7 protein-coding genes are annotated in these 13,048 nt (G+C 70.8%); 4 read left to right on the top strand and 3 right to left on the bottom strand.

The features are described from left to right. Nucleotides 1–29 precede the first annotated feature (29 nt). A complete protein-coding gene (locus ACFP3V_RS12510) occupies nt 30–542 on the top strand; it encodes an ArsR/SmtB family transcription factor (RefSeq protein ID WP_380583038.1) in 513 nt (170 codons plus the stop codon). On the opposite strand, the gene ACFP3V_RS12505 is transcribed toward ACFP3V_RS12510, so the two are convergent. After that, nucleotides 515–1,714: a cytochrome P450 gene (locus ACFP3V_RS12505; RefSeq protein WP_380583037.1), complete on the bottom strand. Its 1,200-nt coding sequence runs from the start codon at nt 1,712–1,714 to the stop codon at nt 515–517. The genes ACFP3V_RS12510 and ACFP3V_RS12505 overlap by 28 nt on opposite strands. A 163-nt stretch (nt 1,715–1,877) precedes the next feature. On the opposite strand from ACFP3V_RS12505, the gene ACFP3V_RS12500 reads away from it, so the two are divergent. Beyond that, nucleotides 1,878–2,762 (top strand): SAM-dependent methyltransferase, encoded by an 885-nt coding sequence (locus tag ACFP3V_RS12500; RefSeq protein ID WP_380583036.1) that lies wholly within the window; start codon nt 1,878–1,880, stop codon nt 2,760–2,762. Nucleotides 2,763–2,840: 78 nt separating this feature from the next. Here ACFP3V_RS12500 and pulA read toward each other — a convergent pair whose 3' ends face one another. Continuing rightward, entirely contained in the window at nt 2,841–8,309 is a 5,469-nt protein-coding gene (pulA, locus tag ACFP3V_RS12495; protein WP_380583035.1) for a pullulanase-type alpha-1,6-glucosidase, read from the bottom strand. A gap of 186 nt (nt 8,310–8,495) precedes the next feature. Between pulA and ACFP3V_RS12490 the strand changes: the two genes are divergently transcribed. Next, the gene (locus tag ACFP3V_RS12490; RefSeq protein WP_380583034.1) at nt 8,496–10,985 is read left to right on the top strand and encodes a carbohydrate-binding module family 20 domain-containing protein; all 2,490 of its coding nucleotides are present in this window, start codon (nt 8,496–8,498) and stop codon (nt 10,983–10,985) included. A gap of 125 nt (nt 10,986–11,110) precedes the next feature. Continuing rightward, complete coding sequence (locus tag ACFP3V_RS12485) at nt 11,111–12,010, top strand: phosphatase PAP2 family protein (RefSeq protein ID WP_380583033.1); 900 nt, start codon at nt 11,111–11,113, stop codon at nt 12,008–12,010. A gap of 177 nt (nt 12,011–12,187) precedes the next feature. On the opposite strand, the gene ACFP3V_RS12480 is transcribed toward ACFP3V_RS12485, so the two are convergent. Beyond that, a partial coding sequence (locus tag ACFP3V_RS12480; protein WP_465270096.1) for a [protein-PII] uridylyltransferase family protein occupies nt 12,188–13,048 on the bottom strand: 861 nt, incomplete at its 5' end.

The raw sequence follows: 13,048 nt of genomic DNA, 5'->3' as shown, positions 1-13,048 counted from the left end.
AAGCGTCAAGGGAATTGGACACTTGGCCCATGGCACCACCTGACGACGTCCTCGCCCTCACCTCGCCCGAGCAGTTCGCGGCGCTGGCCCATCCGCTGCGCCAGCGGCTGCTCTTCGCGCTCAGCGCCGGCGCCGCGACGATCAGCCGGCTCGCCGCCCGGCTGGAGGTGGCCAAGGGCAGCGTCGCCCACCACCTGAAAGTGCTGCGGGACGCCGGTCTGGTCGCCGTCGTCGAGACCCGCACCGTGCGCGGTGGAACCGAGCAGTACTACGGGCGCACGGCGAAGCGGCTGCTGATCGACGCCCCGGCGCCGGAGGGGACCGCCGCACTGTTCACAGCCGTGGCCCAGGAGGTCAACCGCTCCCCCGACGAACTCCTGCTCACCCTGCGCCATCTGCGGCTCACCCCGGCCCGGGCGGCCGAACTCGCGGAGCAGCTGCGGCGCCTGGTCGACGAGTGTGAGGAGGACGAAGCGGCGGACGCGCTCCCGCACGGGGTGCTGGTGACCTTCTATCAGCAGCGGACCGGCAGGTCGGTGTAACCCCGGAGCAGCAGACGCGAGTTGCGCACGGCCTCGCGTCCGGGCGCGGGGGCGAGCCCCGGGAAGCGGCGCAGCAGCCGGTCGAAGGCCAGCGCCGCCTCCCGCCGGGCCAGCATGGCGCCCAGGCAGTAGTGCGGGCCCGCGCCGAAGGTCAGCGGGGCGATCTCGGCCCGCCACGGGTCGAAGCGGTCCGGGTCGGGATGCCGGGCCGGATCCCGGTTGGCGGCGGCGATCAGCAGCAACGCCTCACCACCCCTTGGCAGTTCGAAGCCGCCGACCGACAGCCCGGCGCTGCGCGCCAGCCGGGAGGTCATCTGCACCGGGGCGTCGAAGCGCAGCACCTCCTCCACGAAGTCCGCCACCGGGAGCGCCCCGGCGCGCAGCGCGGCGGCGACGTGCGGATGCCGGAAGAGCAGGGCGAGCCCGTTCCCGAGCAGATTGGTGGTGGTCTCGAACCCCGCGACCAGCAGCAGCACCAGGTTGCCGAGCAGCTCGCCCTCGTCCAGCCCCGGTTCCGTGCCGGTGAGCCCGACCAGGGCGGTCACCAGGTCCGCGCCCGGCCGGTTCCGGCGCTCGGCGGCCAGCCGCCGGAAGTAGTCCTCCAGTTCGGCCGCCGCGAGGTCTGCCGCGGTGAGGTCGCCCGGCATGAACTCCAGCAGCGCGGTCAGCTCGCCCACCAGTCCCCGGAAGCGGTAGCGGTCCTGCTCGGGGACCCCGAGCAGGGCGCAGATGACGTTGACCGGCAGCCGGAAGGCGAAGCGGTCCATGAAGTCGGTCCACCCGTCGCGGGCGAACTCCGCCGCGATCTCGTCCAGCAGCAGGTCCACCGTGGCGGTGATCGCGGGCTCCAACTCCCGTACCCGGCGCGGCGTGAAGACGCTCGCAATCGGCGCCCGCATGGCCGCGTGCCGCGGCGGGTTCGTCCGCAGTACGGACGACCCCAGCACCCGCACGGAGGCGGGCTCGGCGGCTCCGGGCCGGACGTCCCCGTCCACCACGCCGAAGGCCGGGTCCCGCAGCACCCGGTTGACCTCGTCGTAGCCGCTGACCAGGACGACGTCCGGCCAGACCCGGGCCACCGGGCCGAGTTGCCTGGCCCTCGCGTAGAGCGGGTACGGGTCGGCCCGCCCGGCCGGCTCGGCCAGCGCCTCGACGATCGCGACAGCGTCCATGCGTGCTGCTCCCCTCCCGGTGCTCCCCTCCGTCCAACGCCCGGACCTGTCCGGGGGTTTCAGGTTCCGTGAACTCCCGTGCGAACACCCCGTGCGGTGGTGCGTGCTGGCCTACACTCGCCCGTGCACGCACCAGACCGGGGAGACAAGGGGGAGCTTCGGAATGAGCGAGTCGGAGTCAGTGTGGGAGTCCACCGGGGTCCCGGGCGCGGACTGGTCGTGGACGCGGGGTGTGGACGAGGCGGACCACCATGTGGACCTGCGCACCGACATCCCGCACCCGGCCCGGATGTACGACTACTACCTGGGCGGCAAGGACCACTTCCCCGCCGACCGGGCGGCGGCCGAGGCCGCGATCGCGGCATACCCGCCGCTGCGTGAACTCGCCCGCGCGAACCGGGCGTTCCTCGGCCGGGCGGTGCGCTACGCGCATGCGCGCGGGCTGGACCAGTTCCTGGACGTCGGCACCGGTATCCCGACCGCGGGCAGCACCGGCGAGGTGCTGAGCGGGCTGGGCTCGCCCGCGAGCGTCGTCTACGTCGACAACGACCCGATCGTGCTGTCGCATTCGCGCGCGCTGCTCACCCGCCGCCCGGGCGGCCGGACCACGGTGGTGCAGGCGGACCTGCGCGAGCCCAAGGCGATCCTGGAGAGCCCGGAGGTCCAGCAGGCCCTGGACCTGTCCCGGCCGGTGGCACTGCTGCTGGTCGCGGTGCTGCACTTCGTCCCGGACCAGGACGGCGCCCAGGAGGCCGTCCGGGACCTGCGTGAGGCGCTGGCCCCCGGCAGCCTGCTCGTCCTCTCCCACGGCAGCGCGGACTTCTCCACCCCCTCCGCCGCCGACGGCGGCAAGGAGGCCTACCGGAACGCCAGTTCACCGCTGGTGCTGCGACCGCGCTCCGAGATCGCCCGCTTCTTCGGCGACTTCGCCCTGGCCGACCCGGGCCTGGTCCAACTCCCCCTCTGGCGCCCCGACGCGGCCCCGGCCCCCGGCTGGCAGTCGCTCTCCGCCTATGCCGGCGTCGCGGATAAGCCACTCCGGCCCTGACGCGGGGACGCGTCAGCCCGCCCGTCCGGCAGGCACACCGGGCGGACGGGCTGACACCCTTTCAGCGGAGGCGGCGGATCACCGCTCCACGAAGACGGCCACCGACTCAGCGGGGATGTGGAACGTGCCGGTGGCCGGGTCGAAGGACGCGGACTTCACGACCGGGTCGGACCCGTCGGCCTGCACCGGGTGCAGCGACTGGCGGGTGCCGGCCAGGGACGCGAGGGTCTGCGTCTGGGTGGACGGGGTGGCGTTGAAGACCACCGTGACGGAGCGGTAGGTGTCCAGGCCCGTGCCGTCCAGGTGCATGGTGATCACACCCGGGACCTCACCGGCCGTGCCGGAGAGCGGGAAGGAGAGCCGCTGCTGCACTTCGGCCGCCGTGGGCAGCGAGAACAGCGGGCTGGACGCCTTGATCGCGGTGAACTGCTGGTAGAGCGCGCTGGTGGACTGCTGCGCCTGGCAGTCGGCCACCAGCTTGGGGTCCGCCAGCAGCGGCTTGGCGTACTGCCAGAAGGCCGAGTTGGAGGCCGCTGCCGGCAGGCCGCGCCCGAAGCCGTTGCCGGTCGTGCAGTCCCAGTGGATGGCGTTGAACCAGTCGCCGCTGTCGAAGCTGTTCTTGTCCAGGGACTTCGAGCGCAGCAGATCGCTTCCGGCCTGCACGATGCTCGGGCCCTGGGACAGGGCGGTGGTGGCCAGGGACAGCGCCTGCAGCCGGGACCGGGTCGCCATGGAGGCGTCGGCGGGCAGCTTGTAGGCGAGCGCATCGTACAGGTCCAGGTCGTCGTGGACGTCCACGTAGTTGACCGACTCGCCGGGCGCGTCCGTGTAGCCGGTCGGCGCGCCGTTGTAGTCGACCTCCTTGCCGGTGACCTGCCTGCCCGCGCTGTCCGTGAAGGAGTAGGCGGCGAGGCTGCCGGTCAGGCCGACCTTGATCTGGTCCATCAGCTTGAGCAGCCGGGCCTGCTGCTCGCTCGAAGTCCCGTTCACCGCGTCGCCGTTGGGGAGTCCGGCCAGACCGGAGCCGAAGCCCTGGATCCGCGGGTCCGAGTCGAAGGGGCCGCCGCCGCGGACCGCGTCGCGCAGCCGGTCGTTGAAGGTGGCGATGCCGGTCCCGGCCATGTTGGCCTGGGTGGCCTGGACGAAGCGGGCGTCGTTGGCCACGACGCCGAAGTTCCAGCCCTCGCCGTACAGGAACTCGGAGCGGCCGGTGGCCTTCAGCGAGCTCTGGACGTCGAGCATGGTCTGCTTCGGGTCCAGCCCCATCAGGTCGAAGCGGAAGCCGTCCACGTGGTACTGGGTGGCCCAGAGCCGGGTGGAGTCGACGACCAGCTTGTTCATCATGGCGTGCTCGGGGGCGGTGTCCGCGCAGCAACTATCGGTCGTCACCGCGCCGTTGGCGCTGAGCCGCTGGTAGTAGCCGGGAACGACCTTGTCCAGCACGGACTTGTCGTCCTGGCCGGCGGCCGCGGTGTGGTTGTAGACCACGTCCAGCACGACCCGGAGGCCCAGCCGGTGCAGGGCGGCGACCATGGCCCGGAACTGCTCGGTGCGCGCCGCCCCCTGCGGGTCGGTGGCGTAGGAGCCCTCCGGGGTGTTCCAGTGCAGCGGGTCGTAGCCCCAGTTGTAGGCGTCGGTGGACGCCTGCTTGGCGATGCAGGCCTGCTGCTGGTCGGAGTCGGCCGCGAAGGAGGCCAGGTCGCACTGCGGGGTGGTCTGCTCGGACTTCGCCTCCGGCACGCTGGCGATGTCGAAGGTGGGCAGCAGGTGCACCGTGGTGACGCCGGACCTGGCCAGCTGCGCCAGGTGCTTCATGCCGTCCGAGTTCAGGTCGGTGAAGGCCAGGTAGGTGCCGCGCTCGTCCGCCGGGACCGTGGTGTCGGCCACCGAGAAGTCGCGGACCTGCAGCTCCTGGACCACCTGCCGCCCGGCGGGCAGCGCCCTGGGCGAGCGGTCCTGCGACCAGCCGCTCGGGGCCAGCGAGGCGTCGGACAGGTCGACGATCTGGCTGCGCTTCGAGTCGGTGGACAGGGCCACGGAGTAGGGGTCGGTCACCTCGTTGGTGACGACCTGCTGCACGCTCGGTGCCCAGACCCTGACCTGGAACAGGTAGTACTTCCCGGCCCAGGACTTCGGCCCGGTCACCGTCCAGGTGCCGGTGGCGTTCTGACGGCGCATCGGGACCACGGTGGACCGGGTGCCCGTCGCGGAGTCGAACAGCTCCAGCCGGACGCTCTGCGCGGTCGGCGCCCAGACGGAGAGCTTCACGGTGTGGGCGGTCACGACCGGTCCGAGCGTCGCCTTGGCGGCCTTCGCGGCGTAGACGTCGTCGAGTACTCCCGGCAGCTGCACGCCGGTCGCGGCCAGCAGCGCGCCGTTGGCCTGGCGCTCGGTGGCGATCACCTGGGCGCGCAGCGCGGTGGTGATCCGGCCGCGGTCCCGCGGGTCGATCGTGAAGGCGGCGTAGCCCTTGAGCTCCGGGTGCGCCTTCACCTGGGCGTCCGTCAGACCGCCGGTGACCGGCAGCAGCCGCAGCCAGTAGCCGGGGTCGGTCAGGTCGCCGTCCTTGACGGCGAGCGCTCCGGTGGGCGAGTAGACCAGCTCGGCCGAGGAGCCCTTGGGCACGTTCTGCCCGAAGCCCCAACTCGCTGGGAGGGCGACCGTGTCGGCGTCGATCCACTGCGCCTTGGCCTTGCTCAGGTCCAGGTCGGCGGCGGAGGTGGCGGCCTCCGGCAGCAGGTAGCCGGGCTGGCCGGACAGGATCCAGACCTCGCGGCCGCTCTGGCTGAACACCAGGGACTGGTCGTCGGGCAGGTCCTTGGTGTCGCCGTTGTGCAGGATGTAGCTGAGCGAGGTGGCCCCGGCCGACAGAGGCACGGTGAACACGTCGCCGAACGCGTCGGTGCCGGAGGGCTGCAGCGGGCTCGACCAGTCGGTCGGGTCGGCCGCGCCGGTCCAGGTGTGCAGGCCCCAGCCGGAGTAGTTCCCGTCCGCACGGCGGTAGTGGAGGATCACGGTGTTGTCGGGGACGGTGTCCTTGGCCCCGGGGTTGCTCGTGTAGGTCGTGGCATCACCCGAGTCGACCCAGACCTCGCCGCCCGCGCTCAGGTCGATGCTGCGGTCGGCGTCGCCGTCCTTGGTGCCGTTCTTCTCGACGATGAACCCGACGTTGCTCGCGCCCGTCTTGAGCTTGACGTAGGCGAAGGCGCCGAACGCGTCGCGGCCGACGAAGGGGTGGCCGTCCGGCCACGTGGTGCCCTCGCCGTCGGCGATGTCGCCCCAGGCGTAGAGGTTCCAGCCGGTGTAGTCGCCGTCCGCGCGGTGGTAGTGGACGACGGCGTAGGTGCGGTCCACGGCCGTGGGCTTCAGCGCGGCCGGCGCGGTGCCGACCGTGGTCGAGCCGGTGGCGGAGGCCAGCCGGCCCGCGCTGTCCTCGACAACGGCCTTGTAGCGCACGGTGGTTCCGGCCGCGACGTGGGAGAGGTCCTGGCTGACCTGGTACGGCGCGTGGTCGGCGGTGCCGAGCACCTGCCAGGTGCCGCCGCCGACGGAGGCGGCCACGGTCACCCGGTCGAAGCCGCCTCCGGGCACGTCGGCCTTGACGGCGACGGTGCCGTCGGTGCCGTCCGCCGGGGCGGTCAGCGTGATCGACGGCCCGTCGGCGGGCGTCGCCAGCCGGCCGGCCGCCTGGTAGACGACGGCCGAGCGCGCCGGGACGGTGACGCCCAGCTTGGCGTCCGTGCCGGTGGTCAGGGCCGCGCCGCTCGCGCCGTAGATCGGGGCGAACCGCATGCCCGCGGAGTAGGTCTGCAGCGACACGGTCTGCGCGGTGGCGGCGTTGTTGACCGCGACCAGGTACTCGACCTGCTGCTTGGCGTCGATGCGGGAGAAGGCGTAGACGCCGGGCCCGTCGGCGGCGTAGCGCTCGATCTGCGCGCCGTCCTCGAGCGCCGGGTTTGCCTTCCGCAGCGCGGCCAGCCGGGCGATGGTCGTGTAGAGCGGCCCGCTGGTGCCGTAGCGGTCGGCCGAGCCCGGTGCGCCGCCGATCACGGGGTCGGTGTTGTACTCGTCCGTCCTGCTGGCGAACATGTCCTGCCGGGCCGACTTGTCGCCGCCGGTGCCGGTGAAGCCCTGCTCGTCGCCGTAGTAGACGACCGGCTGACCGCGCGTCAGGAACTGCAGCTGCTGGGCGAGTTCGTCCTTCTGCAGCAGCTCGTCCGCGCTCGCGCCCGGATTGTCGCTGTCCAGGAAGTAGCCGATGCGGCCCATGTCGTGGTTGCCGAGGAAGGTCGGCAGCTCGTACGCGTTGCTGTCGGCGGTGGAGTACTTCCAGTCGTCCGCGTAGAGGCCGGCCAGCACCTTGGCCGAGGCGCCCTGGGAGGCGTACTCGCGCGCGGCGTTCTGGAACGGGAAGTCGAGCGTCGCGGAGAGCTTGCCCTGGGTGACGTAGGAGGAGGTGGTGTCGGTGTTGGTGTCGTAGACCTCACCGAACATGAAGAACTTCCGGTTGCCCTGCTCGGCCGCGAACTGCTTGAGCGCCGGGGCCCACTGCTGCCAGAACGCCATGTTGACGTTCTTGACGGTGTCGATGCGGAAGCCGTCGACGCCGAAGTTCTTCACCCACTGCTCGTAGATGCGCTCCATGCCGGAGACCACGGCCGGGTTCTGGGTGTCCAGGTCGTCCAGGCCGGAGAAGTCGCCTTCCGTCGCGTTCTCGCCCGCGAAGGTCGAGTTGCCCCGGTTGTGGTAGAGCGTCACGTTGTTGAGCCAGGCCGGCGTCTTGGCGGTGGCGTCGGCGGGGCTGTTGAAGACCGGGGTGTAGGGGAAGGAGTCCTTCGTCAGCTTCGGGTAACTCGCGGTTCCGTTGAGCGCGTTGGCGTTGGCCAGCGCCGTCTCGTCCACAGGGCGGCCGTTCGCGTCGAGCGTCGGGTAGGCGCCGGTGGAACGGTAGTCGTAGGTCTTCTCGGCGTAGTCGACGACGTCGGCGGTGTGGTTGGTGATGACGTCGAAGAAGACCTTGATGCCCTTGGCGTGCGCCTTCCGGATCAGCTCCTGGAGCTGGGCGTTGGTGCCGAAGTGCGGGTCGACCTGGGTGAAGTCGGTGATCCAGTAGCCGTGGTAGCCGGCCGAGGCGTTCGCGCCGGTGCCCTGGACGGGCTTGTTCTTGAAGATCGGCGCCATCCAGATGGCGGTGGTGCCGAGCTTCTTGATGTAGTCGAGCTTGTCGATCAGGCCGGCCAGGTCGCCGCCGTGGTAGAAGCCCTTGTCGGTGGGGTCGTAGCCGTTGTCCAGCCGGCCGCCGGTGATGCCGCCGGTGTTGTTGGACGCGTCGCCGTCGGCGAAGCGGTCCGGGAGCACGAAGTAGAACTGCTCCCGGGTGAGGTCGTGCCGGTCCGGCGTCGCGGCGAGCGCGCGGTCCGTGGGTGCGGCGGGCAGCGCGGCCGCCGCGACGGGATGGGTCAGCGCGAGAGCGGGGGCGAGCAGCGCCGTGGCCGCGAGCAGGCTCCCAACTCTGGGCTTTATGGGGCGTCTTGGACGCTGGGGCACGGGCTCTCTCCCTTGAGTGCATTCGCCGTCCACTGTGCTGCCTGTGAAGGTAGCGACAGCAAGATGTTTCAGCAAGATGCTGAAAAAGTTTCCACCAACGTCTTGACGCGCCGACGGCGGCGGCGGGAGTGTCTGGCCGTCCCTCCGTACTCCCCCACCCGTCCCCGGACACCCCCGGAGTCTCTGATGCGTCAAGCTCTGCGCTCCCTGCTCGCCGCAGGAGCGCTGATCGCGGGCGGAGCCGTCGTCCCGCTCACCCTCAGTTCCGGTACCGCCCAGGCCAGTTCCCCGAACGGCGGCGACGTGATCGCCAACCTCTTCGAGTGGAACTGGAACTCGGTCGCCAAGGAGTGCACCAACGTCCTCGGCCCCAAGGGCTACGGCGCCGTCCAGGTCGCCCCGCCCCAGGACTCGATCCGCCTGAACCAGACCAGCCACCCCTGGTGGGAGGTGTACCAGCCGGTGGGCTACGACCTGAACAGCCGGATGGGCACCGAGGCCCAGTTCCAGGCCATGGTGACGGCCTGTCACAACGCCGGCGTCAAGGTCTACTCGGATGTGGTGCTCAACCACATGGCCGGGTCCAACCAGACCAGCACCGACTCCTACGGCGGCGACAGCTTCAGCGAGTCGTCGATGAACTACGCGGAGGTGCCCTACACCTCGGCCGACTTCCACAGCTACCCGGCGAACTGCCCCAACGCGGGCATGGTCATCAACGACTGGAACAACCAGACGCAGGTCCAGGAGTGCGACCTGCTCTCGCTGGAGGACCTCTCCACCGAGTCCGACGACGTCCGCTCCAAGGAGGCGGCCTACCTCAACAAGCTGATCGGCTACGGCGTCGACGGCTTCCGGGTGGACGCGGCCAAGCACATCAACCAGGCCGACTTCGCCAACATCCTCTCCCGCCTGAACAACACCGTCTGGGGCGGCAGGCCGTACGTCGTCCAGGAGGTCTTCCCGGGCAGCAGCGGCAACCTGGCCCCGGCCGCCTTCGAGAGCAACGGCAGCGTCATCGGCTTCGACTACGCCGACAACCTGAAGAACCAGTTCACCGGCAACATCGCCAACCTGAAGACCTTCGGCAGCAGTTGGGGCCTGCAGCCCAGCTCGCTGGAGGAGTCGATGGTCACCAACCACGACACCGAGCGGGACGGCTCCACCCTCAACTACAAGAACGGGGCCACCTACAACCTGGCCACCGAGTTCCTGCTGGCCTGGGGCTACGGCACGCCCCAGGTGTACTCCAGCTTCAACTGGAACACCTCGGACGACTCCCCACCGGCCGACAGCAGCGGCTTCGTCACCGACACCGACTGCTCCAACGGCTGGACCTGCACCGACCGCGCCCAGGGCGTGGCCAACATGGTCGGCTGGCACAACGCCGCAGCCGGCCAGTCCGTGGCCAACTGGTACGACGACGGGGCCAACCTGATCGCCTTCTCGCGCGGCAGCAAGGCCTGGATCACGCTCAACAACGGCACGTCCACGCAGACGAGGACCTTCGCCACCGGGCTCGCGGCAGGCACCTACTGCGACGTCATCCACGGCGACTACAACGCCGCGACCGGCAGCTGCTCCGGCCCGACGGTGACGGTGGACGCCTCCGGAAACGCCACCGTCTCGGTGGCCGCGAAGGACGCGGTCGCCCTCTACGCCACGACGACGGCGACCCCGAGCGCGAGCGCTTCGGCTTCGCCGTCCGTGTCCGCGTCGGCTTCGGCCTCGCCGTCCGCGTCGGCTTCCGCTTCGACTTCGACTTCGGCTTCCCCGTCCGCGTCCGCCGGTTCCGTCGCCGAGACCTTCACCGTCTCCGGCGCTCCGACCAGCGCTCCGCTCTACCTGGTCGGTTCGGTGGCCGGCCTGGGCAACTGGGCCCCGGCGAGCGCGATCCCGATGGCCCAGTCCGGCTCCACCTGGACCACCACGGTCAATCTGCCGCAGAACACCTCGATCCAGTACAAGTACATCGAGAAGGACTCCGCCGGGAACGTCACCTGGGAGCCCGGCTCCAACCACTCCGCCACCACCGGCTCCGGTGCGAGCGCGGGCCTGACGGACAGTTACAACGGGTCCGCCACCACGGTCGCGGAGACCTTCAACGAGACCGCCACCACCTGGTACGGCCAGAACGTCTACGTGGTCGGCTCGATCCCGGCGCTCGGCAGCTGGAACACCGCCAACGCCGTCGCCCTCTCCTCGGCCAACTACCCGACCTGGTCCGCCACGGTGAACCTGCCGTCCAACACGGCCTTCTCCTACAAGTTCATCAAGAAGGATCCGGACGGCACCGTCGAGTGGGAGTCGGGCGCCAACCGGACCGCCACCACCGGAACCGCGGCGGCCACCCTCAGCAGCAGTTGGAACGCCGCCTCGACGACCCCGGTCGGCGTCACCTTCGACGAGACCAGGACGACGGTGACCGGCCAGAACGTCTACGTCGTCGGCAGCATCGACGCCCTGGGCTTCTGGGACACCGGCAAGGCGGTCGCCCTCTCCTCCTCCGGCTACCCGGTCTGGAGCACGACCCTCAGCATCGCGCCGAACACGTCCTTCGAGTACAAGTACCTCATCAAGGACGCCTCCGGGAACGTGACCTGGGAGTCCGGCAGCAACCGCAGCTACACCACCGGCGCCTCGGGCAGCGTCACGCTGAACGACAGCTGGAAGTAAGGCCAACGAGCAGGGGCCCCTCACCCGGTCGGGCGAGGGGCCCGCCCCTTCCGCTCAGTAGGACCTGAGAGGGACATCGGGCGAAGAAGACCGGACCAGAGGGTGATCAGACGGCCCGGAGGCACATGGCAGACTACGGACCTATGGGCAAGGCAGCGAGGGAAGTGAACACCAGTGGCGCATGGGGCCAACTCCAGGGTTCCGTGCGCGGCCACTTCCGTTCGCCGGGCAGGCCCAGGCTCTGGTTCGAACTGCTGCTGATCGGATTCAGCTACTGGATCTACTCGCTGGTCCGCAACGCCGTCCCGGAGATGGAGGACCGCGCCCAGGACCATGCGCGCGGAGTCTGGCACTTCGAGCAGAGCCTGCACATCGCGGCCGAGCGTTCGATCAACCACGCCTTCGACTCCGTCGGCTGGCTGATCACCGGCATGAACTACTACTACGCCACCCTGCACTTCATCCTGACGATCGCGGTACTTGTCTGGCTCTTCCGCAGCCACCCCGGCCGCTACGCCGCGGCGCGGCTGTCGCTCTTCGTGACGACGGGCATCGCGCTCTTCGGCTTCTACTTCTTCCCGCTGGCCCCGCCCCGGCTGATGACGGGCGGCGACTTCATCGACACCGTCGCCAAGCACCACACCTGGGGCTCGATGGCCTCGGGCGACATGGCCCACGTGTCCAACCAGTTCGCCGCGATGCCCTCCATGCACATCGGCTGGAGCCTGTGGTGCGGCCTGACCGTCGCCTTCCTGGCCCGGCGGACCTGGCTGCGGGTGCTGGGGCTGATCTATCCGCTGGCCACGCTGGTCGTCATCGTCGGCACCGCGAACCACTACTTCGTCGACGCGCTGGCCGGTGCGCTCTGCACGGGCCTCGGCTTCGTCGCCTCCCGCGCGGCGTACGGCGCCTGGGCCTTCTCCCTCCCCCGCCGCCCGGCCGCGACGGAAAGCTCGACCATCCCTCCCGTGGAGCAGCCGGACTCCGAACCCACGCCCGAACCCGTCGGCGCCCCCCAGCCCTGACCCGCACGGTCCGCCAAGCGGCGCAGCCGCCAGGGGCGCGAGGAACTGCGCGACCGGCCCACCACCCACGGAGGTCCGTCCCGCAAAATGAGGTCGGACCTCCCCGAGCGGTGGGTTGCTCGCGCAGTTCCTCGCGCCCCCGGCGGCTGCGCCGCCTGACGGGGCAGGTGCACCTGCCTACCCGTAGAAAAGGTCCTCCATGACCTGGCGGGCGCGGCGGGCCGTGCGGCGGTAGTCGTCGACCATCTCCCCCGCGTGGCCGGGCGCATAGCCCAGGTACCGGGCCACCCCCGCCAGCTCCGTGGGATCGTTCGGGAAGCTGTCACCGGGCCTGCCCCGCACCAGCATCACCGCGTTCCGCACCCTGCTCGCCTGCATCCAGGCGTCCCGTAGCGTCCCCGCCTGTTCGGGGGTCATCAGGTCCGCGGCCACCGCCGCTGACAGGGCGTCACCCGTCCGCGTCGTGCGCAGCCCGGGGACGGTCGCCCCGTGCTGCAACTGGAGCAGTTGCACCGTCCACTCGACGTCCGCCAGGCCGCCGCGGCCGAGCTTCGTGTGCGTGGTGGGGTCCGCCCCGCGCGGCAGGCGTTCGGTCTCGACCCGGGCCTTGATCCTGCGGATCTCCCGCAGCTCCCCCGCCGACACCCCGGCCTCCGGGTACCGCAGCGGGTCGATCAGCTCGCGGAAGGCCGCGCCCAGTTCGGTGTCTCCCGCCACCGGCTCCGCACGCAGCAGGGCCTGGCTCTCCCAGGTGTGCGACCAGCGCCGGTAGTAGGCCGCGTACGAGGCGAGCGTCCGCACCAGCGGGCCCTGGCGGCCCTCCGGGCGCAGGTCCGCGTCGATGGTGAGCGGGGGCTCGGTCGAGGGCACCTGCAGCAGACGGCGCAGCTCCTCGAAGACCTGCCGGGCCGCCGCCGTCGCCTTCGACTCGTCCGCGCCAGGGCGGGGGTCGTGGACGAACATGACGTCCGCGTCGCTGCCGTAGCCCAGCTCGTGGCCGCCGTAGCGGCCCATCGCGATGACGGCGAGCCGCGTCGG

Origin of the sequence: Streptacidiphilus monticola (genome assembly GCF_042658505.1) — a bacterium.
Taxonomy (GTDB): Bacteria; Actinomycetota; Actinomycetes; order Streptomycetales; family Streptomycetaceae; genus Streptacidiphilus; species Streptacidiphilus monticola.
The sequence above is the reverse complement of the archived record's forward strand: the minus strand, read 5'-3'. Positions and strand labels throughout refer to the sequence as shown.

Bases quoted from the DNA above. Each gene is read 5' to 3' on its own strand.
- ACFP3V_RS12510 (WP_380583038.1), top strand. From the start codon at position 30: ATGGCACCACCTGACGACGTCCTCGCCCTCACCTCGCCCGAGCAGTTC.
- ACFP3V_RS12505 (WP_380583037.1), bottom strand. From the start codon at position 1,714: ATGGACGCTGTCGCGATCGTCGAGGCGCTGGCCGAGCCGGCCGGGCGG.
- ACFP3V_RS12500 (WP_380583036.1), top strand. From the start codon at position 1,878: ATGAGCGAGTCGGAGTCAGTGTGGGAGTCCACCGGGGTCCCGGGCGCG.
- ACFP3V_RS12490 (WP_380583034.1), top strand. From the start codon at position 8,496: ATGCGTCAAGCTCTGCGCTCCCTGCTCGCCGCAGGAGCGCTGATCGCG.
- ACFP3V_RS12485 (WP_380583033.1), top strand. From the start codon at position 11,111: ATGGCAGACTACGGACCTATGGGCAAGGCAGCGAGGGAAGTGAACACC.